21 protein-coding genes are annotated in these 23,669 nt (G+C 64.0%); 11 read left to right on the forward strand and 10 right to left on the reverse strand.

The genetic code is table 11. From position 1 onward, the window contains the following. Positions 1-3: 3 nt before the first annotated feature. The 4 genes from carB to ppsR all read right to left on the reverse strand — a co-directional run bounded on the left by carB (position 4) and on the right by ppsR (position 6,060). Complete coding sequence (gene carB, locus ACEWQ0_RS09120; protein ID WP_476485158.1) at positions 4-3,225, reverse strand: carbamoyl-phosphate synthase large subunit; 3,222 nt, start codon at positions 3,223-3,225, stop codon at positions 4-6. 171 nt (positions 3,226-3,396) lie between these two features. After that, complete coding sequence (carA, locus tag ACEWQ0_RS09125; protein ID WP_476485159.1) at positions 3,397-4,518, reverse strand: glutamine-hydrolyzing carbamoyl-phosphate synthase small subunit; 1,122 nt, start codon at positions 4,516-4,518, stop codon at positions 3,397-3,399. 138 nt (positions 4,519-4,656) lie between these two features. Then, positions 4,657-5,160: a DUF1249 domain-containing protein gene (locus ACEWQ0_RS09130; RefSeq protein WP_476483383.1), complete on the reverse strand. Its 504-nt coding sequence runs from the start codon at positions 5,158-5,160 to the stop codon at positions 4,657-4,659. A 75-nt stretch (positions 5,161-5,235) separates the two neighbouring features. Continuing rightward, complete coding sequence (gene ppsR / locus ACEWQ0_RS09135; RefSeq protein WP_476483384.1) at positions 5,236-6,060, reverse strand: posphoenolpyruvate synthetase regulatory kinase/phosphorylase PpsR; 825 nt, start codon at positions 6,058-6,060, stop codon at positions 5,236-5,238. 56 nt (positions 6,061-6,116) lie between these two features. Between ppsR and ppsA the strand changes: the two genes are divergently transcribed. Beyond that, positions 6,117-8,480 (forward strand): phosphoenolpyruvate synthase, encoded by a 2,364-nt coding sequence (gene ppsA, locus ACEWQ0_RS09140; protein ID WP_476485160.1) that lies wholly within the window; start codon positions 6,117-6,119, stop codon positions 8,478-8,480. Between the two features lie 164 nt (positions 8,481-8,644). On the opposite strand, the gene orn is transcribed toward ppsA, so the two are convergent. Beyond that, positions 8,645-9,193 (reverse strand): oligoribonuclease, encoded by a 549-nt coding sequence (orn, locus tag ACEWQ0_RS09145; protein ID WP_476485161.1) that lies wholly within the window; start codon positions 9,191-9,193, stop codon positions 8,645-8,647. A gap of 56 nt (positions 9,194-9,249) precedes the next feature. On the opposite strand from orn, the gene rsgA reads away from it, so the two are divergent. Then, entirely contained in the window at positions 9,250-10,122 is an 873-nt protein-coding gene (gene rsgA, locus ACEWQ0_RS09150; RefSeq protein ID WP_476485162.1) for a ribosome small subunit-dependent GTPase A, read from the forward strand. Positions 10,123-10,191: 69 nt separating this feature from the next. On the opposite strand, the gene ACEWQ0_RS09155 is transcribed toward rsgA, so the two are convergent. Then, complete coding sequence (locus ACEWQ0_RS09155) at positions 10,192-10,860, reverse strand: SDR family oxidoreductase (protein WP_476483388.1); 669 nt, start codon at positions 10,858-10,860, stop codon at positions 10,192-10,194. 123 nt (positions 10,861-10,983) lie between these two features. On the opposite strand from ACEWQ0_RS09155, the gene ACEWQ0_RS09160 reads away from it, so the two are divergent. From ACEWQ0_RS09160 to ACEWQ0_RS09175, 4 genes are read left to right on the forward strand one after another with little or no spacing between them, the layout of a single operon-like run. After that, on the forward strand, positions 10,984-11,310 hold the full coding sequence (locus ACEWQ0_RS09160; protein WP_476483389.1) for a hypothetical protein: 327 nt from the start codon (positions 10,984-10,986) through the stop codon (positions 11,308-11,310). Between the two features lie 12 nt (positions 11,311-11,322). Further along, a complete protein-coding gene (locus ACEWQ0_RS09165) occupies positions 11,323-12,309 on the forward strand; it encodes an agmatine deiminase family protein (RefSeq protein WP_476483390.1) in 987 nt (328 codons plus the stop codon). After that, positions 12,306-13,193, forward strand: a complete 888-nt coding sequence (locus ACEWQ0_RS09170; protein ID WP_476483391.1) for a carbon-nitrogen hydrolase — start codon at positions 12,306-12,308, stop codon at positions 13,191-13,193. Before ACEWQ0_RS09165 ends, ACEWQ0_RS09170 begins: the two co-directional genes overlap by 4 nt. Positions 13,194-13,226: 33 nt before the next feature. Further along, positions 13,227-14,057: a polysaccharide deacetylase family protein gene (locus ACEWQ0_RS09175; RefSeq protein WP_476483392.1), complete on the forward strand. Its 831-nt coding sequence runs from the start codon at positions 13,227-13,229 to the stop codon at positions 14,055-14,057. 20 nt (positions 14,058-14,077) lie between these two features. Here the strand turns inward: ACEWQ0_RS09175 and ACEWQ0_RS09180 are convergent, their stop codons facing one another. Next, positions 14,078-14,572 (reverse strand): hypothetical protein, encoded by a 495-nt coding sequence (locus ACEWQ0_RS09180; RefSeq protein ID WP_476483393.1) that lies wholly within the window; start codon positions 14,570-14,572, stop codon positions 14,078-14,080. 265 nt (positions 14,573-14,837) lie between these two features. On the opposite strand from ACEWQ0_RS09180, the gene ACEWQ0_RS09185 reads away from it, so the two are divergent. Together ACEWQ0_RS09185 and ACEWQ0_RS09190 are read left to right on the forward strand one after the other, a co-directional pair. Then, complete coding sequence (locus ACEWQ0_RS09185; RefSeq protein ID WP_476483394.1) at positions 14,838-15,095, forward strand: acyl-CoA-binding protein; 258 nt, start codon at positions 14,838-14,840, stop codon at positions 15,093-15,095. 21 nt (positions 15,096-15,116) lie between these two features. Then, positions 15,117-15,752 (forward strand): TetR/AcrR family transcriptional regulator, encoded by a 636-nt coding sequence (locus ACEWQ0_RS09190; RefSeq protein ID WP_476483395.1) that lies wholly within the window; start codon positions 15,117-15,119, stop codon positions 15,750-15,752. A 6-nt stretch (positions 15,753-15,758) separates the two neighbouring features. On the opposite strand, the gene ACEWQ0_RS09195 is transcribed toward ACEWQ0_RS09190, so the two are convergent. From ACEWQ0_RS09195 to ACEWQ0_RS09205, 3 genes are all read right to left on the reverse strand, one after another. Beyond that, on the reverse strand, positions 15,759-16,406 hold the full coding sequence (locus ACEWQ0_RS09195) for a phasin family protein (protein WP_476485163.1): 648 nt from the start codon (positions 16,404-16,406) through the stop codon (positions 15,759-15,761). Positions 16,407-16,512: 106 nt separating this feature from the next. Beyond that, the gene (locus ACEWQ0_RS09200; RefSeq protein ID WP_476483397.1) at positions 16,513-16,968 is read right to left on the reverse strand and encodes a hypothetical protein; all 456 of its coding nucleotides are present in this window, start codon (positions 16,966-16,968) and stop codon (positions 16,513-16,515) included. Positions 16,969-17,087: 119 nt separating this feature from the next. After that, complete coding sequence (locus ACEWQ0_RS09205; protein ID WP_476485164.1) at positions 17,088-19,937, reverse strand: penicillin acylase family protein; 2,850 nt, start codon at positions 19,935-19,937, stop codon at positions 17,088-17,090. Between the two features lie 240 nt (positions 19,938-20,177). On the opposite strand from ACEWQ0_RS09205, the gene pdhA reads away from it, so the two are divergent. The 3 genes from pdhA to ACEWQ0_RS09220 are packed head-to-tail and all read left to right on the forward strand — an operon-like array spanning position 20,178 to position 23,601. Further along, a complete protein-coding gene (pdhA, locus tag ACEWQ0_RS09210; RefSeq protein ID WP_476483399.1) occupies positions 20,178-21,278 on the forward strand; it encodes a pyruvate dehydrogenase (acetyl-transferring) E1 component subunit alpha in 1,101 nt (366 codons plus the stop codon). Next, complete coding sequence (locus tag ACEWQ0_RS09215) at positions 21,278-22,258, forward strand: alpha-ketoacid dehydrogenase subunit beta (protein ID WP_476483400.1); 981 nt, start codon at positions 21,278-21,280, stop codon at positions 22,256-22,258. The genes pdhA and ACEWQ0_RS09215 overlap by 1 nt, the downstream gene beginning before the upstream one ends. Next, the gene (locus ACEWQ0_RS09220; RefSeq protein WP_476485165.1) at positions 22,255-23,601 is read left to right on the forward strand and encodes a dihydrolipoamide acetyltransferase family protein; all 1,347 of its coding nucleotides are present in this window, start codon (positions 22,255-22,257) and stop codon (positions 23,599-23,601) included. Before ACEWQ0_RS09215 ends, ACEWQ0_RS09220 begins: the two co-directional genes overlap by 4 nt. Positions 23,602-23,669 lie beyond the last annotated feature (68 nt).

The raw sequence follows: 23,669 nt of genomic DNA on the forward strand, positions 1-23,669 counted from the left end.
TCCTCAGGAGTCTGTTTGATGCAGCTCGGACAAGCTGCGCACCCCACGCTCGTGCCAGTGATCCATGGCGCGCAGCGTGGCGCCGGCACCGGCAACGGTGGTCGAATAATTCACCTTGCGCTGCAGGGCCTCGCGCCGAATCGAGAACGAGTCGGCAATGGCCTGGCGCCCTTCGGTGGTGTTGACGATGTAGTCGATTTCGTCGTTCTTGATCAGGTCGACGATATGCGGTCGGCCCTGAATCACCTTGTTGACATAGTCACAGTCGATGCCGTTTTCAACCAGGTGCTTCCATGTACCCTGGGTTGCGATCAGCGAAAAGCCGCGCTCGATCAGCTCGCGGGCCACCGGCAGCAAACGCTCCTTGTCGGCGTCGCGCACGCTCAGGAACACACGCCCGTTCATCTTGATGTCGATTCCCACGCCCTGCTGGGCACGCGCCACCGCTGAGCCAAAGGAGCGGCCCACGCCCATCGCCTCGCCGGTCGAGCGCATTTCCGGGCTGAGAATGGGATCAACGCCCTGGAACTTGATGAAGGGAAACACGGGCTCCTTGATCGAGTAGAACGGGCTTGAAAGATCTTCTGTAATTCCCTGATCAGCAAGACTTTGCCCGGCCATGCAGCGGGCAGCCACCTGAGCCAGCGCCACGCCCGTGGCCTTGGAAACGAAGGGCACGGTACGCGAGGCGCGCGGATTGACTTCGAGCACGAAAATCTCGTCGCCGCGCACCGCGAACTGGACATTCATCAGCCCCACGACCTGCAGGCCGAGCGCCATTTGTCGGGTCTGGCGACGAATCTCTTCGGTCATCTCCTCCGACAGCGAGAACGGCGGCAGGCTGCAGGACGAATCCCCCGAGTGCACGCCGGCCTGTTCGATATGCTCCATGACCCCGCCGATGATGACGTTTTCGCCGTCACAGACCGCATCGACGTCGATTTCGATGGCGTGGTCGAGAAAGTGATCGAGCAGCACCGGCGAATCATTGGATACCTTGACCGCCTCGTTCATGTAGCGCTTGAGTTCGTCCTCGCCGTGAACGATGTCCATGGCGCGACCGCCGAGCACGTAGGAGGGGCGCACCACCAGCGGGTAGCCGACCTCGCGCGCCAGCACCAGGGCCTCGTCGGGGTCGCGGGCGGTGCGGTTGGGCGGCTGCTTGAGCCCCAGACGGTTGAGCAGGCTCTGAAAGCGCTGGCGATCTTCGGCCAGATCGATACAGTCCGGCGTGGTGCCGATGATCGGCGCTCCCGCCGCCTCGAGCTCGCGCGCCAGCTTCAACGGCGTCTGGCCGCCGAACTGGACGATGATGCCGTCGGGCTTTTCCAGGTCGACGATCGAGAGCACGTCCTCGAGCGTGAGCGGCTCGAAATAAAGCCGGTCGGAGGTGTCGTAGTCGGTCGAGACGGTCTCCGGGTTGCAGTTGACCATGATGGTCTGATGACCCATCGCGCGCATGGCCAGGGCGGCATGCACGCAGCAGTAGTCGAACTCGATGCCCTGCCCGATGCGATTGGGCCCGCCGCCGAGCACCATGATCTTGCGACCGCCGGTCGGCTCGGCCTCGTTGTGCTCGCCCCAGGTCGAGTACATGTAGGCCGTGGTGGTGGCAAATTCGGCCGCGCAGGTATCGACGCGACGGTAGGCCGGCATCACGTCCAGACGCTTGCGAAGCTCGCGCAATGAGCGCTCGCTGACGCCGGTCAGCGCTGCGATGCGGGCATCGGAAAAGCCGTAGCGCTTGATATCGAGCAAGCGCTCGGCATCGAGCGCGGCCACGCCCCCGTCGAGCAGCTGCTGCTCGATCTCGACAAGCTCGCCAATCTGATCGAGAAACCACGGATCGATGCGGGTCAGCCGATGAATCTCGTCGAAATCGAAACCACGGCGGAAAGCTTCGGCCACATACAGCAGGCGCTGCGGCCCGGCCTCGCGCAGCTCGCGCCGGATCAGGGTTTCTTCATCGACTTCGCGGTTCTCGAAGTCAACCGGCTCGAGACCGTTCAGGTCGGTCTCCAGGCTGCGCAGTGCCTTTTGCAGTGATTCCTGAAACGTGCGCCCGATGGCCATCGCCTCGCCCACCGATTTCATCTGCGTGGTCAAACGATCATCGGCGGCCGGAAACTTCTCGAAGGCAAAGCGCGGCACCTTGGTCACGATGTAGTCGATGCTCGGCTCGAAGGCGGCCGGCGTTGCGCCGCCGGTGATCTCGTTGTCGAGCTCGTCGAGCGTGAGGCCCACGGCAAGCTTGGCTGCCACCTTGGCGATTGGAAAACCGGTAGCCTTCGACGCCAGCGCTGATGAGCGCGACACGCGCGGGTTCATCTCGATGACGTGGATACGCCCGGTTTCCGGATGAACGGCAAACTGCACGTTCGAGCCGCCGGTATCGACGCCGATCTTGCGCAAAACGGCCAGGGCCGCGTCGCGCAACTCCTGATATTCCTTGTCGGTCAGCGTCATCGCCGGCGCCACGGTGATGGAATCGCCGGTGTGCACACCCATCGGGTCGATGTTCTCGATCGAGCAGATGATGATGCAGTTATCGGCCTTGTCGCGCACCACCTCGAGCTCGAATTCCTTCCAGCCAAGCACCGACTCCTCCAGCAGCACCTCGTTGGTCGGCGACAGGTCCAGGCCGTGCTCGACAATGCGTTTGAACTCCTCGCGGTTGTAGGCAATGCCGCCGCCGGAACCGCCGAGCGTGAACGAGGGCCGGATGATGGTCGGAAAACCGATGCGCTTTTGAATTTCGTCGGCCTGTTCCATGCTGTGTGCTACCCAGGCCTCGGGTACGCCCAGGCCAATCGAGCGCATCGCTTCCTTGAACGCGTCGCGGTCTTCGGCCATGTCGATCGCTTCTTTCGACGCCCCGATCATCTCCACACCGAACTCATCGAGCACGCCTTCGCGCGCCAGATCGAGCGCGCAGTTGAGCGCCGTCTGACCACCCATCGTCGGCAGCAGGGCATCCGGCCGCTCCTTTTCAATGATGTCGCGCACCACATCCCAGCGAATCGGCTCGATATAGACCGCGTCGGCAATATCCGGGTCGGTCATGATGGTTGCGGGGTTGGAGTTGACCAGAGTGACCCGGTAACCCAGCTCGCGCAGCGCCTTGACCGCCTGCACGCCCGAGTAGTCGAACTCGCAGGCCTGCCCGATCACGATCGGCCCGGCGCCGATGATGAGAATGGATTGAATGTCAGTTCGCTTGGGCATGAAACGTTCTCTGGGCAGTGGCGCGGAAAAACGATGTTGAAACACGGGGAGCACGAAGACTCCACGAAGGGCAGGAAGCAGGCTCGGCTGCTGAATGCTTCAGGGGTTTCGTGCTCTTCTTCGAGCCCATCGGGATATCAATCCGTAGCGTCATGGATCTTCGCGGCGGCATCAGCGCGCGGCCTCGATCATGTCGACAAAGCGTTTGAACAGCGGCCGCAGGTCGTGTGGCCCGGGGCCGCCCTCGGGGTGGCCCTGAAAGCTCATGGCTGGCTTGTCGGTAATGCGAATGCCCTGCAGGCTACCGTCAAACAGCGAGCGATAGGTAGCGACGGCGTGTGCCGGCAGGCTGTCCTCATCGACGGCAAAGCCGTGGTTCTGACTGGTGATCAGCACCCGCCCGCTGTCAAGATCCTTGACCGGGTGGTTGGCACCGTGGTGGCCAAGCTTCATCTTGACGGTTTTCGCGCCCACGGCCAGCCCCAACAGCTGGTGACCCATGCAGATACCGAACAGAGGCACGCTCTTTTCCAGCAGGCCACGAATGGTCTCGATGGCATAGTCACAGGGCTCGGGATCGCCGGGGCCGTTGGAAAGCACCACGCCATCGGGCTGCATGGCCAGCACCTCGGCCAGCGGCGCGCGGGCCGGCACCACCGTGACCCGGCAGCCGACATCGACCAGCATACGCAAAATGTTGTGTTTGACGCCGTAGTCGTAACAAACGACGTGAAGCCGCGCCTCGCCGCGACGGAACTCACCGGCTTCGAGATCCCAGCTGCCCTCGTTCCAGACCCGGCTGGCGGCAACCGTGACCTTGCTGGCCAGGTCCTGACCGCTCATCGGTAAACACCCACGCGCACGCTCGATGGCTTCATCGCTGTCGACCGTCTCGCCCACCGACAGGCAGGCGTTCTGGGCGCCCCGGGTACGCAGCAGACGGGTCAGGCTGCGGGTGTCGACGCCGGCAATGCCCGAGGCACCGTGTTCGGCCAGCCAGTCGCCCAGGGACTGCGTCGCGCGCCAGCTGCTGTAGCGCCGCGGGTAGTGGCGAACGATCAGGCCAGCGGCATGAATGCGGTCGGACTCGACATCCTGCGGATTGACTCCGGTATTGCCGACATGAGGCATCGTCAGCGTGATCAGCTGACCGGCATGGCTCGGATCCGTGAGAATCTCCTGATAGCCGCTCATCGCGGTGTTGAACACCACTTCACCGAGGCGCACGCCCGGCGCACCGATACCTTGCCCGGAAAACGTCGTGCCGTCCTCCAGCGCCAGAATTGCCTGCATTAATGAACCCTCCGGGTACACAAAGCGGGCCGAGCCGCGCACGGCATGGCCCGCTTGTACGAGCATCGGGCGACGGGCCCGACTTCCGGCCCGGTATTCTAAACCAATCGCGGGTTTCGTTCTATTGTTTTCGGCTCATCAGGCGTCGGATGCCGCCGCGCTGTGCGGCAGCGAACTCGCCGCCGACGCCGCTACCGGCTTCATGGTATCGGCACCGTGGCCCTGATCGATGAGATAGTCGAGCCACTTGATCAGCGCCCGGTTGAGACGCCAGCTGCGCGCAACCAGGCTGTTGATTGCCAGCTCGGGGCCGGCAAAGCGCTGTATGCCCTGCTGCGGGCTGAACGCGGTGGCTTCGGCCATGGCGGCATCGTGGTAGATACGCACATGCGCATTGGGGTTGAGCGAGCGCTCGGCGCCGATGATGTAGGACAGGCGCACAAACGTGGTATAGGGGTGACGATCGATGATCTCCAGATAGAGCTCGGGCCCATCCCCCAGCTGGGACACCAGATGGTCCGTCTCGGCGAGCGCATCGGGCAGCAGCACATTCAGCGCCCGATAAATGGCACTGTGCAGCTCTGGGAGCCGTCGCGCCAGGATTCGGCTCGACGGCTGAACTTGAAGGGAGGTGGTCAGCATAGCGGGCAAGGGTATCATACTGGCACCCTTCTGCCAGCCCCCAGGGCCGGAAGCCTGCCGCAGACCCTTGATCGATCAGCGTATTTCCCTGTTGAGGCCGAGCTCGAGAAGAATGCGGCTGGCCAGCTCCTCCACCGATGTCTGCGTGGACGAAAGCATCGGCACGCCCTCGGCGCGCAGCAGTGCCTCTGCGGCTTCCACTTCGTAACGGCACTGCCTGAGTGACGCGTAGCGGCTGCCCGGGCGCCGGGCCTCGCGGATCTGCGACAGTCGCTCGGGATCGATACTCAGACCGTAGAGCTTGCGCCTTTGCTTGTGCTTGCGCAGAAATTCGGGCAGGCGCGGCTGTTCGAGATCTTCTTCTGTCAGGGGGTAGTTGGCCGCCTTGACCCCGAAATGCAGGGCCATGTAGAGACAGGTCGGTGTCTTGCCCGAGCGCGACACGCCCACGAGGATGACTTCGGCGGCATCGAGCCGCGTAGAAATACCGTCGTCGTGATTGAGCGCGTAGTTGGTCGCCTCCATGCGGTCTTCATAGCCCTGGCTGTCGCCCATGCCGTGCGCCTGACCCACTCGCGGTGACCGCGGCACCCCCAGGGCCTGCTCGATTTGCGGCACGAAGGTGCCGAACAGGTCGAACAGCTGGCAGTTCGCTTCTTCCAGGATCGCGCGGATATCGGAATCGACAATGGTGGAAAACACCAGCGGCTGCTCCCCCCCATTTGCCTCGGTGGCCCGATCGATCAACGAAACGGTGTCGCGCGCCTTGCTCGGCGTGTCGACGAAGGGCAGGCGCACTTGCCTGAAATCGACGTTGGCAAACTGCGTGGTCAGCGTATGCCCGAAGGTTTCTGCGGTGATCGCGGTGCCGTCGGAAACAAAAAAGATGGTTCGATGCATGGTCTCGTGCCGGTTACAATGGCGGCCTGACTCAAACCGCTGTTGTGGAAACTAACGTGTCCGAGTATATCCTTTGGCTCGACGAGCTTGGTATGGGCGACTTGGAAAAGGTCGGTGGCAAGAACGCCTCGCTGGGTGAAATGATCACCCACCTCAAGGATCTCGGGGTCAATGTGCCCGGGGGCTTTGCGACCACCGCCGAGGCTTTTGTCGATTTTCTCGAACGCTCGGGCCTGGCGAAGCGCATCGGCACCGCGCTCGACGAGCTCGACGCCGATGATACCCGCGCCCTGGCGAAAACCGGCAGCACGATCCGGCAATGGATCATGGACACGCCGCTGCCCGACGAGCTCGAGCAGGCCATTCGCGACGCTTATACGAAGATGCAGGAGCGCTACGGCCGCGAGCTGGCGGTTGCGGTGCGCTCCTCGGCCACCGCCGAAGACCTGCCGGAAGCCTCCTTTGCCGGCCAGCAGGAGAGCTTCCTCAACGTGTGCGGCATTGACGCGGTGCTGGAAAAGGTACACGCGGTATTCGCCAGCCTGTACAACGACCGCGCGATTGCCTATCGCGTGCACCAGGGCTTTGCCCATGCCGATGTCGCCCTGTCCGCCGGCATCCAGCTGATGGTGCGCGCCGGGTCGGGCGCAGCCGGCGTGCTGTTCACGCTCGATACCGAATCCGGCTATCGCGACGCGGTGTTCGTCACCTCCAGCTACGGCCTGGGCGAGTCGGTGGTTCAGGGCGCCGTCAACCCCGACGAGTTCTACCTGTTCAAGCCCAACCTGCGCGCCGGCAAACCGGCGGTGCTGCGTCGCACCCTGGGCACCAAGGCAAGCCGCATGGTCTACGACAACCGCGAAGGCGGCGGCGTACGAACCGAGGACACGCCGGAGGCCGAACGCCAGCGCTTTTCCATCAGCGACGCCGAAGCGACCGCGCTGGCCAACATGGCGCTGACCATCGAAGACCATTACGATCGCCCGATGGACGTCGAGTGGGGCAAGGACGGAGAAACCGGTGAGCTGTTCATTCTCCAGGCCCGGCCAGAGACGGTCAAAAGCCGCAGCGAGCAAACCATGGAGCGTTTCCGGCTCGAATCCACCGGCAGCGTCATGGCCGAGGGCCGCGCCATCGGCCAGCGCATCGGCCAGGGCAAGGCGCGGGTGATCCGCTCACTCGACCAGATTCACGAAGTGGAAGCCGGCGACGTTCTCATTACCGACATGACCGACCCCGACTGGGAGCCGGTGATGAAGCGGGCAGCCGCCATCGTCACCAATCGCGGGGGGCGTACCTGCCACGCGGCAATCATCGCCCGCGAACTCGGCATTCCGGCGGTGGTCGGCTGCGGCGACGCCACTGACCGTATCGCCCACGAAGCCGACGTGACCGTTGTCTGCAGCGAGGGCGACACCGGGCGGATCTATCAGGGCCTGCTGGAGTTCAGCATCAGCGAGGATTCGCTCGACGACATGCCCGAAGCGCCGCTGAAGGTCATGATGAACGTGGCCAACCCCGACCGCGCCTTCGATTTTGCCATGATTCCCAACCACGGCATCGGCCTGGCCCGGCTCGAGTTCATCATCAACCGCATGATCGGCATCCATCCGCTGGCCCTGCTCGACTACGAAGGTCAGAGCCGGGAGGTCAGAGACGAAATCGACCGGCGCAGCGCCGGCTACGACGACCCGGTCAGCTTCTACGTCGACAAGCTGGCCGAAGGCATCGCCACCATTGCCGCGCCGTTTGCCCCCAACTCCGTGATCGTGCGCATGTCGGACTTCAAGTCCAACGAATACGCCAACCTGATCGGCGGCGAGCGCTACGAGCCCGACGAGGAAAACCCGATGATCGGCTGGCGCGGCGCGTCGCGCTATGTCGACGAAAACTTCCAGCCCGCCTTCGAGCTCGAATGCCGCGCGCTGAAAAAGGTCCGCGAGGAGATGGGGCTCGACCACATCTGGGCCATGGTGCCCTTCGTGCGTACCGTCGACGAGGGGCGCGACGTGGTTGCGGTAATGGAAAAGTTCGGCCTCAAGCGCGGCGAAAACGGCTTGAAGATCATCATGATGTGCGAGCTTCCTTCAAACGCTGTAAGTGCCGATGCCTTCCTGGAGCACTTCGACGGATTCTCGATCGGATCGAACGACATGACCCAGCTCACCCTCGGGCTCGACCGCGACTCCGGCCTGATCGCCCACCGCTTCGACGAGCGTGACCCAGCAGTCAAGGCCATGTTGGCGATGGCCATCGAGCGCTGCCGTGCGGCCGGCAAATACATCGGCATCTGCGGCCAGGGCCCGTCGGATTATCCGGACCTGGCGCAGTGGCTAATGGATCAGGGCATCGAGAGCATGTCGCTTAATCCGGATACCGTGGTCGATACCTGGCGGAAGCTGGCCGAACACAAGCAATAGCTGGATAGCTGGTTCGGCGCCGATGGGTTTGCGGAGCGGCTACGCCGGGAAACGAAGGGTGGGAACAGCGTGTCGATCCACCATCGAACCTCTCGCGACAAAGCCGCCCACCAATCCTTCCAAATGCCGAACCAGCCAACTAGCTAAACAGCCAACCTGCCAACTCATTGACCCGCAAGTCGCCCCATGAAACGCCGATAGTAGCGAAGCTCGTCGATCGAATCCCTGATATCCTCGAGCGCCTGGTGGCTGGATTCCTTGGTGAAGCCTTCGGCCACACGGGGTGCCCAGCGGCGGGCCAGTTCCTTGAGAGTGGAGACATCCAGATTGCGATAGTGGAAATACGCTTCGAGCTTCGGCATCAAGCGAGCCATGAAGCGGCGATCCTGGCAGATGGAGTTGCCGCACATCGGCGAGCTGCCGGCCGGCACGTGTCGCTCCAGAAAGGCGATGGTCTGCCTTTCGGCCTCGGCCAGGTCGATCCGGGATTCGAGGCAGCGTCGCACCAGACCCGATTCGGTATGGGTGCGGGTATTCCACTCATCCATGCCGTCGAGCACCTCGCGGGAGGTGGCGATCGCCAGCTCCGGGCCTACGGCCACCTCGGCGAGGTCGGCATCGGTCACCAGAGTGGCAATTTCTATGATGCTGTCGGTGGTCGGGTCAAGCCCGGTCATTTCCAGATCAATCCAGATCAGATGATTCTCGTTCATGCCTCAGTGAAGGGTCGCAAAGTCAGCCCCGCACTATACCAGCCCACCATCCGGCAATGACCGCCGCTCCCGTTCGCCTGCTGCAGGCCCACGGCAATCACGGCGTCGCCGAAGTCGACGGCGCAGCGCGCCGCATCCATTTTCCGCGCCGCATCGAACGCCCCTTGCCCGGCGACCGGATCCACATCGACTCGGCCGGCACGCTGACCGGCATTCTCCCGCGCGGCACGCTGTTCGGCCGCGGCGATGATCGCGGTCGATTCAGGCCGATCGCGGCCAACCTGGATCGCGCTGCCATCGTGATTGCCGCCGAGCCCGCGCCCAGCCGTGACCTGCTCCACCGCTATCTCAGCGCCTGTCTGATTTGCGCCGTGGAGCCGCTGATCGTGGTCAACAAGACCGACCTGCCCCGGCCCCGACAACAACCCTTCACCGACCTGGAAGCACTCGCGGAGCTGGGATTCGAAATTGTCGAGACATGCTGCGGCCCCAAGCCCGATGTGGCCACGCTGGCCACCCGGGTAGACGCCGGCGTTACCCTGTTTGCCGGCCAGTCCGGCGTTGGCAAGTCGTCCCTGCTCAATGCGCTGATTCCCGACCTGCAGACGCAGACCGGAGCCCTTTCACGAGTAACGGGCAAGGGCACGCACACCACCACCACTGCCACCGCCCATCGTCACGGCCAGACCGCCTGGCTGGTCGACACGCCCGGCGTCTGGGAATACGGCCTGTGGCAGATGGACACCAACACGCTCCAGCGCGGCTTTCCCGAGTTCAACGACTACGCGGTCAGCTGCCGGTTCCGTGACTGCCTGCACCACAGTGAACCCGGCTGCGGCGTTACCCGGGCCGTTGCATCCGGCAATCTACCCGCTTTCCGTCACCAGGCCTGGCTGCGCCTGCTGGCAGAACAGGCGCGTTTTCGCTGATGTTGAGCGGCCCGGGGGCAGCGCGCTGGACCGCTGACCGGCTGCGATAACCGCTGCCCCGGCGCAGGTCTACCAGGGCAGCTCCTCGCCGTTGGCGTGGCGGAAGCTGCCGGTCGTTTCAATGCTCAGCTCGTCAATCCGCTCGACCAGGCCGGCCGCAGCCTCCTCCGGGCTGACCTCTCCCTTGCCGCCTGTCATGCCGGTACGCACAAAGCCCGGGTGCAGCAGACCTACGGCGATGTCGCGGTCCTTCAGCTCGTGGGCCAGCGACATGCCGGCCATGTTCACCGCCGCCTTCGACATGCGATAGGCATACGCCCCACCGGAGCTGTTGTCGCCAATCGAGCCGACCCGGGAGGTGATGATGACCACCTTGCCGCCGTTGATCAGGTGGTTGCGCAAGGCATTGGTGACCCGTAGCGGCGCGAGCGAATTGATCTCGTACTGGGCGCGCCAGTCGTCGAGCTCGTCTTCGATGGTTGCCAGATCTGAGGGGATCAGCACACCGGCATTATTGACCAGCAGATCGATGCGCCGACCGCGCAGCTCGTCGGCCAGGTTCTCCAGGCTGGCGCGATCGGTGACATCGACACCTTCCTCGACCTGCACGTTCAAGGCCTTGAGTTCCGGCGAGGCCTTGCGGCACACGGCAATGATGCGGTAGCTGCGCTTACCCAGCTGGCGCACCAGCTCCAGCCCGATACCCCGGTTGGCCCCGGTAATGACGGCAGTTTTCATGATGTCTCGAATCCTCTTTGGGTCTGTCGCTTATGCTACTATTTTTATTGGATGCTTTGATTCACGTCGGCTGTTTTCCAGCCCGGGGTCGAAGCGAGCCGAGGGCACACCAGAGGAATTGCCATGATGCACCAAACACTGGCCAAGCTGGTTTGGGGGACGGCTTTGAGCTTGATACTGACCAACATCGCCCTGGCGGGCGACATCCTGCTGATCGAGAAAGTCGAAGAGAGCATGCTTCGTGACCTGCCCCGCAACGGCATCACCCAGGCGCAGGTCGAATCGCGCTACGGTGTGCCCAATGACAAGCAGGGGCCGGTGGGCGAGCCACCGATCACGCGCTGGCTCTACGACGACTTCAACGTCTACTTCGAGCATCAGCTGGTGATCGAGAGCGTGCTCCACCATGAAGCAGTGATGCGCGAGGTCGAAGGGCAACAGGAGCCCTGAAGCAGCCACTTCATGTCGCACACCGATTACCGCCTGCCGGCCGAGTGGGAACGCCAGAGCGCCACCCTGCTCGCCTGGCCGGCCGCCCACTCCGACTGGCACGATCAGCTCGATGCCATTCGCGATGAATATCACCAGCTGATCGACGCCATTCTGGCGTTCCAGCCGGTCGTGCTGCTGGTGCCCGAAGACGAGGCGCCGCCGACGCAGTGGCCGGAACGTGAAGATCTGAACCGCGTTCCCATGCGCTACAACGACACCTGGTGTCGGGATTATGGCCCCGTCACCCTGGTCTTTTCCGGCTATCGCCTGGCGCTGGATTTTCATTTTGACGGCTGGGGCGGAAAACACCCCGCCGCCCTCGACAACCGCGTCAACACCCGGCTTGCACGCCTTGATCTGTTCGAGAACCTCGAGTTCCGGCAGCACCTGCTGACGCTCGAGGGCGGCGCCATCGACAGCGACGGTCGCGGCCGTCTGCTGGTCAACTGGCACTGTCTGCGCGCGCGCCATCCGCAGCTGAGCGCGCGCGAGCTCGATTTCGAGCTGCATCAGCTGCTCAACGTCGACAAGGTCCTGGGCATCGACTTCGAACCCATGCCCGGCGACGACACCGATGGCCATATCGATACCCTGGCGCGCTTTGTCGATCACGACACCATCGTCTTTCAGACGCAGGCGAGTGACGCGGCCACCCGCCAGCTGCGCCAGCAACTCGAGCGCCTGCGCACCCGCGAGGAGCAGCCCTACCGCCTGATCGCCCTGCCCCGACCCGACGACCTTGCCGGAGAACACCCCCGCAGCTATGCCAACTTCCTGTTCGTCAACGGCGGCTGCCTGGTGCCCGCCTTCGGCAGCCGGCACGACGACCGCGCCCGGTCGATCCTGACCCGGCTGCTGCCCGAACGGCAGGTTGTTTCTGTGCCGGCCGCCGCCATGATCACCCAGGCAGGCGGGCCGCACTGCGCCGGCATGCAGATTCCGGCAACGCTGGGATGAGCGCGCGCTGTCTCGATATTGCCCTGGTGCAACATGCCATGGGCCCCGATAGCGAAGAAAACCGCCGGGCCGGTGCCGAGGGCATTGCCCAGGCGGCCGGCCTGGGCGCCGAGCTGGTACTGCTTCCCGAGCTCCACGCCAGCGAGTACTTCTGCAAGTACCAGGACCCCGGGCTGTTTGACCTGGCCGAGCCGCTGGACGGCCCCACGGCGCGCATGCTGGCCCGGGCCGCGGCTGAAAATGACACCGTGGTCGTCGGCTCGATCTTCGAACATCGTGCGCCCGGGCTGGCCCACAACACCGCGCTGGTCTTTGAACGCGACGGCAGCCTCGCCGGGCTCTACCGGAAAATGCATATTCCCGACGATCCCGGTTACAACGAGAAGTTCTATTTCACCCCTGGCGATGAAGGCTTCGAGCCCATTGACACCTCGGTTGGTCGGCTGGGGCTGCTGATCTGCTGGGATCAGTGGTACCCCGAGGCGGCCCGGCTGATGGCCCTGGCCGGCGCCGAAGTCTTGCTCTACCCCACTGCCATCGGGTTTGATCCGCTCGACGACGAAGACGAGCAGCAGCGCCAGCTCGATGCCTGGCGCACCGTCCAGCGCGGGCACGCCGTTGCCAACGGCATTCCCGTGATGGCCGCCAATCGCGTCGGCTTCGAACCCGACCGCTCCGGCGGCACGCTCGAAGCCGAGTTCTGGGGCCATAGCCTGGTCGCCGGTCCGCAGGGCGAAATCCTGGCCGAAGCGGGCAGCGAAGCCGAAGTGCTGTTTGCCCGCATCGATCGGGCTCGAAGTGAACAGGTCCGCCGCATCTGGCCCTTTTTGAGAGACCGGCGCATCGACGCCTACGGCGACCTGCTCAAGCGCTGGCGCGGCTGATCACAGCCGCTCGCCAATGCCCACCCTTCGCCCATGAGCGCGCAATTCGTCATTCTCACCTGGCATTCCATCCGGGTACTCGATCAAAGCTATCAGGGCAACGACCTGATCGCCTTCAGCGAAGACCTCGCCCTGATCGAGCGTCTGGGCTGGACCATCCGGCCGCTGGCAGAAGCCCTGGCGGGCCTGCAGTCGGGCCGCTTGCCCGAAAAATGCGTTGTCCTGACCCTCGACGACGGCTCGATCATGGATTTTCATGATTTCGACCACCCCAGCTGCGGCCGCCAGGTCAGCATCTTCAATCGCCTGCGCCGCTTTGCCCGGGACCCGACCACCTCCCGGCGCCATCGGGTACACGCCAGCAGCTTTGTCATTGCCTCCCCCCAGGCGCGGGCCGAACTCGACGAGAAGGTGACCATGAACCTTGACGTGTGGCCTGACGACTGGTGGCAGCAAGCCAACCGCAGCGGCCTGATGTCAATCGAAAACCACAGCTGGGACCACAATCATGATTCCCTGGAAAAGACGGCACAGCGCGACAACCGCCGCGGCGATTTTCGCCTGATCGACACGGCCGGAGAGTGTCGTGCCGAGATCGACCGGGCCAGCGACTACATCGAACAGCGGGCGGGCAGACGACCACGGTTTCTGGCCTACCCTTACGGCAACTTCAGTGAATATCTCGCCGGCCAGTATCTGCCCGAGCACGGCCAGCGCCTGGGGCTTGAAGCCGCCCTGAGCTGCCGCCCCGAGCCGGTCACCGCCAACAGCGATCGCTGGCGCCTGCCGCGGTATGTATGCGCCAGTGACTGGCACAGCCCCGAGGAACTGCGCCGCCTGCTCGAGGATGCAGCTCGCGATTGACAGCTCGCCACAAGGACCGCTCAGAACGGTCCGAGCGCATGGACCTGATCTATCAGCGCCGCTTTGCGAGCCTCACTTGCCGGGCGGTGGAAATGCGCCAGAAGGTACTGGTAACGGGTGTACTCGAAGCCGGCCTGCAGATCCACTTCTTCGGCGCGCTTGTCACCGCAGTAGCCAAAAAAGGCTTCATAGTCGTCGGCCATCTGCGTGAAGGCGTGGCGCAGCAGTAAATACAGCACGCCGCCGGCGGCACGAATCGCGGCGGCGTGATCCGTATCAACGTCGGCAAAGCCGCGGCCATCGGTGCAGCCGCCGCCAACCAGCGCCACGCTCTCGTGCCGACCGATCTGCAGGTAGCCCAGAGGCACGAAGTGGAACGGGCCAGCGCGGTAGAGACCGATCAGGTGCCGGCCGAGGTCCGGCAGCTCGTGCCCGAGCTTGCGCCGAAAGATCTCCCCGGCCATGAAGTCACCCGCGCTGACTTCGACCGCGCGAAAATAATCCTTGATCTGCATGCCTGTATTCCTGCTGCGTGTGTCTGCCATTGGGTATCGCGGCCGGGCGAACGCCGGGGCCATGCGTCCCTGCCCTGACCGGATCGACACGGAATGACAGCCTGCCGACACTCCGGGTCCGGGGCGTTCCCGGCCACAAAGATACCGGCTTGCAGACTCGAACTCCAGCGCTTTGCGCCAACGATCATGGCCGCTCGTTGACCCCATTCGAGCCGCATGCTAGAAAGATGTTGACGACGCATTCAAAACAAGGGATCAACCGGTCATGAGCGACCTGGATACACGCTTCGAAAAGGCGGCCGCGGAAGTTCATGAGCTCGACACGCGTCCGGACAACCGCACCTTGCTGAAGCTTTACGCGCTTTACAAACAGGGGCTGAAAGGCGACGTTGCCGGTGAAAAGCCTGCCTTTCATGACTTCATCGGGGTCGCCAAGTACGAGGCCTGGGAAAAGCTCCAGGGCATGGATCCGGGCGAAGCCAGACAAAGGTATGTCAAGCTGGTCGAATCCTTGCTCAGGTGAAGCCCGGCTGCGGGCACTTCAATGGCCACCAACACCCGCAAGCGCATCCTCGAAACCGCCTTGCTGCTGTTCAATCGGGATGGCGAGCCACACACCCCCACCGGCCGCATCGCCGATAAGCTGGGAATCAGCCCGGGCAACCTGCATTATCATTTCCGCACCAAGCGCGACCTGGTCGAAGCCCTTTTCAGCGCGTTCGAGCAACGCATGCTCGATCTTCTGGCCGCGCCACAGCCGGGCAGCACCCATATCGAGGACGTCTGGCTGCACCTCCACCTGATATTCGAGGCCAGCGGCGAGTATCGTTTTATCTATCGCGACCTGACCGACCTGTGCGAGCGTTTCAGCGAGCTGCACCGGCGTTTTCAGGGGATCATCAACCTGTCGATGCAGACCATGCGTCACCTGTGCGAAGGGCTGGCAGACCAGGGTCAGCTCGAGGCCGCTCCTGACGAACTCGAGGCTCTGGTGCGCAACATTGTGCTGGTGTCGACCTTCTGGCTGAACTTCGACCTGGTGGCCGAACGAGACGCCGACCCCCGCCCCGACCGCGCGGCATGGCAGGTCATGAGCCTGATCCGCCCGCACCTGCCGGGAACGGCGCGCACGGAGCTCAGCCAGCTGGCGCAGGCCTATTACCCCGGCCCCGAAAAGTGAAAGCGGTCAGGCTTCGCTGTCACCCTTGCTCCCGGCCGGCCTGGCGGCCGCTTTCCCGGCACGACTTTCCTGGCCGGTTCCGCCGGTCTTCTGCTGATCGGAAAGCGCGCGCACCTCATTGCTGAGCTCGGCCACGCGTTCACTCAGCTGCCGCACCTCATCGGATGTCGGCACGCCCAGCCGCGACAAGGCACGGGCGACGCGCTGTTCAAACACCCGCTCGAGCCGGTTCCAGCCGCTCTGGGCCGACTCGCGCACCTTGTCGACGCGACTGTCGACTTGTTCGCGCACGCCGTCAACGGTATCGTCCACCGCCTTGCGGCCCTTGTCTTCGAGCTTGCTGCCCTCCTTGACCAGGCGCTCGAACCACTCATTGCCCTCCCCGAGCACCTTCTCGGAAGTTTCGCCAACGGTTCTGCGGCCCTGTGCGTACAGCCTGCCGCCTTCTTTGCGCGCCAGCGAGAACGCCCCCAGCCCTGCCAGCCAGATTTCGCCGGCATAGTCCTGCGCCCGGGATGCGGCGGGCTTGTGGGTTGCCTTCTTGCTTGCGGCCTTCTTGCTTGCGGCCTTCTTGCTCGCGGTCTTCTTGCTCGCGGCGGTCTTGCGGGTGGTCGCTTTCTTGCTGACCTTTTTCGTGGCTGCCTTCCTGCTCATTTCGGCTCGAGTCCCTGTGCGTTTACTCAAGGGTGAATACACCCCATACGATAAAGCCGATTTCTAGAGCGTGCACACTATTTGGTCGCGTGATCGAGCCGGCGCTTCAATGCACCTGACGCTGCCCGGCCACGCCCTGATCCGGAGCGTTTCCGGCGAGGTCATAAGGCAGCTTGACCTGGTCGAGGCCGAACTGCTTGAACACCGGCTGGAGCTGATGATGAATCAACGGATAGAGCTGACGGGTCAGGCTGCTGTGATTGTCCTTGAAGGTCTCGAAACCCACCGGATCGCCCTGGAACTGGCTATAGACCGCCTGCAGCACCAACTCGACGGTAAACAGGGGCTGTTCCGGGTTGTCCTCGCGCGCGCCGCGGCAGACCATGCGCGCGGTGACCTGATACTGCGGCAGCTCACCTTCATAGTGCATTTCCAGTGGCGTGAGCTTGAGCTCCACCTTGGCACTGAAAGCTTGATCGCGAGGCACGATCTCGCTCAGATCGGCATTGAGCCGGGTCACCTGGGTGTGAGCCAGCGCGAAACGTTCTAGCAGGTTGATCATCAATATCCCCGACGGGCGTCTGAATACAGACAGATGGCCGCCACCAAAGACAGTTTCAAGCCGACATGAAAGCGCCCGCTCGACGGCGGGCGCTTTGAGCATGGCTGCAGCCCAGCGCCTCAGGGCGTGAACGTGATGGTGTGATCGGCCGTGGCCTGCCCACCGCTTTCGCCAAAGCTCAGCGGCAAGTAGTCGTTGACCAGCCACAGCCTGAGCTGGTTGGTATAGAAGGGGCTGACGAACACGCCACTGCGCCCACCCGGCAGCACCTCGGCAACGTTGGGTGTACCCGGCGTCATCTCGGCGACCGTGCGGCGGGCCGCGCCGGCGCTGAACATGAAGTCATCGAGCTTGCTGGCACGGGCACTGTGCGACGAGGCATCCACCGTCTGGTAGCCACCGGCGCGCGCCACGCCCGGCAGACCGGGCCCGAGATCACTCAGCCCACCGCCGTTGGGTACATTGAACGGGTCGCTGCCGAGCGGGTGACTGAAGACGATGCGATGCAGCTTGCCCCAGCGGTAGTCGCTCTGATCGGTCGAGTTGCCGAAGGCCGGCGCGAACTCGTCGCTGGCCAGCAGCTCCAGAGTCTGCGCCAGGCTGGCCAGCAGCACGGTATCGCGCGCGCTGGCCATGTCGGGTGCTTCTTCGACGTTGAAGAACGGAATGCCCGACGCGCCAACGCCGTTGTTTTGCTCGAAGCTAGCCAACTGGTGGTGGAAGGCCCGCAGCGCGTCGCTCGAGCCGGGCAGCGCATCACCAAGCTGCAGCCCCTCGAGGGTCGCGTCGATGGTGTTGCCGATGACCTGACCGCGCCAGACCGAGTAAAGGGTGGCCGCCACGCTGTTGTCAACCTGCGCCTGCGAGGGTGCGCCAGCGCCGGCCGGGCTGCCTGGATCGTAGCCTGCAGCCAGCCCGGTGGGCGTCGAGAAGTCCCAGTCGGCCAGGCGGCCGACGGCTTCCTGGATGCCGGGATCGAGCGCAAACTGCCCCAGGCCGGGCCAGGCGTCCTCAGCGGCCGCGTTCTCGAAAGCCTGCAGGATATGGGGCACGATCAGCTCGGCGTCGAACAGCCGGTTGTCGGCCTGAAGCGCCTTCATGTCGGCGACACTGATCGGGCCGGCGGCAATCATGTCCTGCAGCTCGCGGTCGATGCGCGCCATGCGCAGCTCCGAGTAGGACGGATTGAGATAGTAGATGCCGTTGCCGCCCGGGCGCAGCTGGTTGAGCGGATTGTTATCCAGCGTCGTGCCCACCGGGTCGTTGTTGGCGTTGGCAATGTAGCCCCGCGCCGGGTTGATGACGTGCGGCATCTCGGATTTGGGCAGCGAGGCGAAAGGTGCCGCACGGGTGGCGTCTTCGTTGGCCGGCAGCCAATCGTGACCGAGCGCGCCAGAACCATCTCGAATCAGAAACGGCGGCACGCCGCCGCCGACGGTGTTGTTTTGCAGGTCTTGCCGCAGCGGCACTGCGCCGGTGGTGAAGTAGGCGATGTTGCCTTCAACGTCGGCGTAGGCGATGTTCTGCGAGCCGAAGGTCCAGTTATCGATGACCGCGCGAAACTCCTCCATGTTGTCGGCCCGCTCGAAGCCGCGAACGGCCGCCAGCTCGTAGGTCGGACCCCAACCCGCATACTGGATGGAGATGGCGGTCGTGGCGCTGGGCTGGTCGACAATCGGCCCGTTGTTGCGGCGTGGCACCAGAAAGGTGACGCCACCGGAGTCGTAGCCAACGTTGGCCGGGCTGACGTTGTCCATCTCGCCGTCGCCGAGGCTGTTGACGAAATAGCTCTGGAAGGCATAGAGCACCGGCTCTGGTCCGGAGTCGTGAACGGTATGCGTGGGCAGGCCGTAGCTGTTGGTCAGGAGCTCTTCCTGAAAGTAATCGGTGACATCGATGTTGTGGTTGGTCAGGCCCCAGCAGATGTTGAGGTTGCAGCCCAGCAGGGTCAGCGGTGTGCCCGGCGGCGTGACGCCGCTGACCACGCGCTGCTCATCGCGAATGACGATGTTTTCATTGATCATCAGCGCCGGCATGTCGAGCGCAAGATGGGGGTCGTTGGCCATGATCGGATAACCGCTGTCGGTGTGCTCGCCGGAGACCACCCACCAGTTGGAGCCGGCACGATCTTCCGCCCGGCCGATGGTTGGCCCCAGCAGGGGAATGCTGCGCACCCGCTCCATGTATCGACCCAGGCTGTCGACCACAGCACCGTCGATGCCGGGCAGGTTCTGCCAACCGGCAGCGTCGGACTCGCCGTGAACCGCTTGCAGACGCGATCCCGAAGACGACTCCGGCGCCGGAATGATGCCCGCGGTTTCGAGAAAATCGGGAATACTGATGCGGTCGTCCATCGGTGCGCTGCGGGCAATGTCTTGGGAGTACAACGCCCGACCGTCGAAGCCGACGGCTTCACCCACGGCCTGATACTTGGCCAGGCGAATGCTGCGATCGACAGCGCCGGAGTCGAAAGACAGCTGGAACGCAAGCAGCTTGCCGATGATCAGCGAATCGACCGGCGACCAGCGCTCGACCCGGCTGAGCTCCAGCGCGCCGTACTCCGGCGGCAGCTCCTCGGCAGCGGCAAGAAAGGCGTTGACGCCGTCGCTGTAGGCCTTGACCCAGGCTTTCTCGTCGGCGCTCATGTGGCGCCAGGTTGCCAGGGCACCGCGGCGCAACCCGAGGGTGCGCAACTCGATATCGCTGCTCAGCGCGCCTTCGCCAAGCAACTCGGCGAGCGTGCCCGACGCCACGCGGCGAAGATAGTCCATGTGAAACAGGCGGTCTTTGGCGTGCAGGAAGCCGCGCACGTAATTGACGTCGTGCTCGGTGTTACCAACGATCGTGGGAATGCCGTTGGCATCGGTGTGCACCGTGACCGGTGCCGACAGGGCCGGCATCGGCGCTGTTTGTGCGTACAGGCTGCCAGCCAGCAGCAGGCCGGCGAAAAGCAGGATCGATTTCTTCATTGTGGTGTGCCCCTAATTGATGTTGTCTGCCCCGTGATTATGGCACAGGCGGCAAAACGCCCGCCGCGAGCGCATCTGCGCGACATTCCCCGCCCCTCGCGAGCCGCCGGTGGCGTCTGGAAAGCGTCAGCGGCCCGTTTCCTCCCCGCCGCTGCAAACGCTTATAATGGCCACCGCTTCGGAGTCGGTCGACCGATCGACCGTCCGAATCCCGGACTATCACAATGATGAGGAGTCGACATGGCGCATACTGCCGCCGCCTTCAAGGTGGACTATTTCCAGTTCCTCAAGCCCGACGGCAAACTGGTCGAAGACCAGCAGGTGCCAGCGCTGGCCAGGGACTTTGACCGACTGACAGAATTGTACAAACTGATGGTGCTCACGCGCACCTTCGACAAGAAGGCCGTGGCGCTGCAGCGTACCGGCAAGCTCGGCACCTATGCTTCCAGCCTCGGCCATGAGGCCGCGCACGTCGCCATTGGCGCCGCCATGAAGGAAGAGGACTGCTTTGCGCCGATGTACCGCGAGTATGGCGCCCAGTTCTACCGCGGCGTGAAGATGTCGGAGGTACTGCTCTACTGGGGCGGTGACGAACGCGGCAACAACTTCAGCGGACCGAAGCACGACTTTGCCTGGTGCGTGCCGATTGCCACCCAGTGCCTGCATGCCGCCGGTGCAGCCATGGCCTTCCGGCTCAAGAAGGAAGAGCGCGTGGCCGTCACCGTCGTCGGCGACGGTGGCTCTTCCAAGGGCGACTTCCTCGAGGCCATCAATGCCGGCAGCGCCTGGAAGCTGCCGCTGGTACTGGTTATCGTCAACAATCAGTGGGCAATTTCAGTGCCACGCGAGAAACAGAACACCGCCGCGACGCTGGCCCAGAAAGGCATCGCCGGTGGCCTGCCCAGCATCCAGGTGGACGGCAATGATCTGATTGCCTGCCTGTGGGCCATGGAAAAGGCGGCCAACGCGGCCCGGCAGGGCAAGGGCTCGTTCGTGATCGAGATGGTGACCTACCGCCTCAGCGATCACACCACAGCCGATGACGCTCGCCGTTATCGCCCCGGAGACGAAGTGGAAGAGGCCTGGGATCGCGAGCCCATCAAGCGGCTCAACGCCTACCTGACCGACCAGAACGTCTGGAATGAAGAAAAGGAAAACGAGCTGCTCGAAGAGTGCAAGCAGTGGGTTCAGCAGGCCGCCGATGAATATCTCGACACGATCGAGAACGACCCGCAGCCCGTGACCGCGATGTTCGATTACATGTTCGCCGAGCTGCCACACGATCTGGTCGAGCAGCGCAGCTACGCCCAGAATTACGCCGAAGACGGAGGGCAGCACTGATGGCAGAGATTACCCTGATTGAAGGCGTCACCATGGCGCTCGCCCGGGCCATGGAAGAAGACCCGAGCGTGGTGATGTTCGGCGAGGACGTCGGCGTCAACGGCGGCGTTTTCCGGGCCACCGCCGGCCTGCACGACAAGTTTGGCGACGATCGCGTGATTGACACGCCGCTGGCCGAGGTCATGATCGCGGGCATGAGCGTGGGCATGTCGACCCAGGGCATCAAACCGGTCGCCGAAGCTCAGTTCTGCGGCTTCACCATGCCCATGATCGACCACATCATGTGCCACGCCTCGCGCCTGCGCAATCGCACGCGCGGGCGCATGAGCTCGCCGATGGTGCTGCGCTTTCCTTCCGGCGGCGGCATTCACGCACCCGAACACCATTCCGAAAGCCCGGAGGCGCTGTTTGCCCACATGCCGGGCGTACGCGTGGTCATCCCGTCATCGCCTTCACGCGCCTACGGCCTGATGCTGGCCGCCATCCGCGATCCCGATCCGGTGATCTTCATGGAGCCCAAGCGCATCTACCGCTGGCAGAAGGAAGAGGTGATCGACGACGGCGAAGAGCTGCCGATGGACGTGTGCTATACGCTGCGCGACGGCAACGACATCACCCTGGTGACCTGGGGCGCAATGATCAAGGAGACCATGGAGGCCGCCGACCAGCTCGAGGAACAGGGCGTCAGCGTCGAGGTCATCGACGTGGCCACCGTCAGCCCGCTGGACATGGACACCATCATCGAGTCGGTCGAGCGTACCGGTCGCTGCGTGATCGTGCAGGAAGCGCCCAGGCAGTGCGGCGTGGCGAGCGAAATCGCCGCCGGCCTGGCCGATGCCGGCATCTGGCACCTGCTGGCACCGGTCAAGCGCGTTTGCGGCTACGACGTGGTCATGCCACTGTACCGAAGTGAAATGAAATACATGCCCAGCGTGCGGCGCATTGTCGACGCGGCCCAAGAAATCCTGGAGGTCTCATGAGCGTTTTCCACCTACCCGATCTGGGCGAAGGCCTGCCCGACGCCGAAATCGTCGAATGGCTGGTTTCCGAAGGCGATGAAGTCGAGGTTGATCAGCCGATGGTCTCGATGGAAACCGCCAAGGCCGTGGTCGAAGTGCCCAGCCCGTTCGACGGCCGGGTAACCAAGTTCTACGGCCAGGCAGGCGATGTCATCAAGACCGGCGCGGCGCTGGCTGAATTCGAGGTCGAGGGACAGGCCGGCACTGAAGAAGCAGCCACCCCGGACCAGCCGCCCGCCACCGAAGCGGCCGCCGATCAGGCCAGCCCTGACGAGGCGACCCCTGCTGCACCCGCCGACGAGGCGGATGCAGACGAGGAGCGCGAAGATTCCGGCACGGTCGTCGGCAAGATGCAGGCCGGCGGTGAAGTGCTGCGCGAGCGCACTTCCACCATCGGCGGCGTCAAGGTCACACCGGCCGTGCGCGCGCTGGCGCGCAAGCTCAAGGTCGACCTGTCGCAGGTCAGCCCCAGCGGTGCCGACGGCGTGGTTACCGCCGCCGACGTGCGCAAGGCGGCCGAAGAAGGGACCGCTCAGGCACAGCCGCGTCAGGCGCAGCCGGCCGCAGATTCGGGACCGGCGTTCCCTACCCGCCCGGAAAGCGGGCAGCCGGCCGCCTCATCGAGCCCGGCGAGCGCAACGGCCAGCCGGCCGGCGGCCGTCGCCAGCGGCGAGTGGGAACCGCTGCGCGGCACCCGCCGCACGATGGCGCGCACCATGAGCGAGTCGGCCAAACGCGTAGTGCCGACCACGCTGATGGACGACGCCGACATCCACGCCTGGCACGCCGGCGAAGACGTCACCTTCCGCCTGTTGCGCGCGCTGGCGGCCGGAGCGAAAGCCGAGCCGGGCCTGAATGCCTGGTACGACGATGAGCAGAACATGCGCATGCTGCACAAGGGCATGGACGTGGGCATGGCGGTGGACACCGCCGACGGCCTGTTCGTGGCGCGGGTCAAGGGCGTGCACAATGGCTCTCGCGAGGACATCCGCGGCGAGATCAATCGCCTGAAAGACAACGTCAACAACCGCAGCATTCCGCCCGAGGATCTCAAGGACTACACCATCATGCTGTCCAACTTCGGGGTCTTCGCCGGGCGCTACGCCACGCCGATCATCAATCCGCCCTGCGTGGCCATCGTCGCCGCCGGCGTGCTGCGCCATGAGGTGGTGCCGGTACTCGGCGGGGTGGAAGTGCACCGCATGATCCCGCTGTCGCTGACCTTCGACCACCGCGCCTGCACCGGCGGCGAAGCGGCCCGCTTCCTCAAGGCCATGATCGCCGACCTGTCGAAGGCGGAGTAGAAACCAAAAAAGCATGCAACCACGGAAATCACTGAATACACGGAATGTCTTGACTCGATCGTTTTCAA

The organism is Wenzhouxiangella sp. YN9 (genome assembly GCF_056324165.1).

What these genes read in the sequence shown, in the direction of transcription:
- ACEWQ0_RS09130 (WP_476483383.1), bottom strand. Translation starts at nt 5,160, where the DNA reads ATGCTGACCACCTCCCTTCAAGTTCAGCCGTCGAGCCGAATCCTGGCG.
- ACEWQ0_RS09185 (WP_476483394.1), top strand. Translation starts at nt 14,838, where the DNA reads ATGAGCGACCTGGATACACGCTTCGAAAAGGCGGCCGCGGAAGTTCAT.
- ACEWQ0_RS09190 (WP_476483395.1), top strand. Translation starts at nt 15,117, where the DNA reads ATGGCCACCAACACCCGCAAGCGCATCCTCGAAACCGCCTTGCTGCTG.
- ACEWQ0_RS09215 (WP_476483400.1), top strand. Translation starts at nt 21,278, where the DNA reads ATGGCAGAGATTACCCTGATTGAAGGCGTCACCATGGCGCTCGCCCGG.
- rsgA (WP_476485162.1), top strand. Translation starts at nt 9,250, where the DNA reads ATGACCGCCGCTCCCGTTCGCCTGCTGCAGGCCCACGGCAATCACGGC.
- ppsR (WP_476483384.1), bottom strand. Translation starts at nt 6,060, where the DNA reads ATGCATCGAACCATCTTTTTTGTTTCCGACGGCACCGCGATCACCGCA.
- carB (WP_476485158.1), bottom strand. Translation starts at nt 3,225, where the DNA reads ATGCCCAAGCGAACTGACATTCAATCCATTCTCATCATCGGCGCCGGG.
- pdhA (WP_476483399.1), top strand. Translation starts at nt 20,178, where the DNA reads ATGGCGCATACTGCCGCCGCCTTCAAGGTGGACTATTTCCAGTTCCTC.
- carA (WP_476485159.1), bottom strand. Translation starts at nt 4,518, where the DNA reads ATGCAGGCAATTCTGGCGCTGGAGGACGGCACGACGTTTTCCGGGCAA.
- ACEWQ0_RS09175 (WP_476483392.1), top strand. Translation starts at nt 13,227, where the DNA reads ATGAGCGCGCAATTCGTCATTCTCACCTGGCATTCCATCCGGGTACTC.
- ACEWQ0_RS09200 (WP_476483397.1), bottom strand. Translation starts at nt 16,968, where the DNA reads ATGATCAACCTGCTAGAACGTTTCGCGCTGGCTCACACCCAGGTGACC.
- ACEWQ0_RS09195 (WP_476485163.1), bottom strand. Translation starts at nt 16,406, where the DNA reads ATGAGCAGGAAGGCAGCCACGAAAAAGGTCAGCAAGAAAGCGACCACC.
- ACEWQ0_RS09220 (WP_476485165.1), top strand. Translation starts at nt 22,255, where the DNA reads ATGAGCGTTTTCCACCTACCCGATCTGGGCGAAGGCCTGCCCGACGCC.
- ACEWQ0_RS09180 (WP_476483393.1), bottom strand. Translation starts at nt 14,572, where the DNA reads ATGCAGATCAAGGATTATTTTCGCGCGGTCGAAGTCAGCGCGGGTGAC.
- ACEWQ0_RS09160 (WP_476483389.1), top strand. Translation starts at nt 10,984, where the DNA reads ATGATGCACCAAACACTGGCCAAGCTGGTTTGGGGGACGGCTTTGAGC.
- ACEWQ0_RS09155 (WP_476483388.1), bottom strand. Translation starts at nt 10,860, where the DNA reads ATGAAAACTGCCGTCATTACCGGGGCCAACCGGGGTATCGGGCTGGAG.
- ACEWQ0_RS09170 (WP_476483391.1), top strand. Translation starts at nt 12,306, where the DNA reads ATGAGCGCGCGCTGTCTCGATATTGCCCTGGTGCAACATGCCATGGGC.
- ACEWQ0_RS09165 (WP_476483390.1), top strand. Translation starts at nt 11,323, where the DNA reads ATGTCGCACACCGATTACCGCCTGCCGGCCGAGTGGGAACGCCAGAGC.
- ACEWQ0_RS09205 (WP_476485164.1), bottom strand. Translation starts at nt 19,937, where the DNA reads ATGAAGAAATCGATCCTGCTTTTCGCCGGCCTGCTGCTGGCTGGCAGC.
- orn (WP_476485161.1), bottom strand. Translation starts at nt 9,193, where the DNA reads ATGAACGAGAATCATCTGATCTGGATTGATCTGGAAATGACCGGGCTT.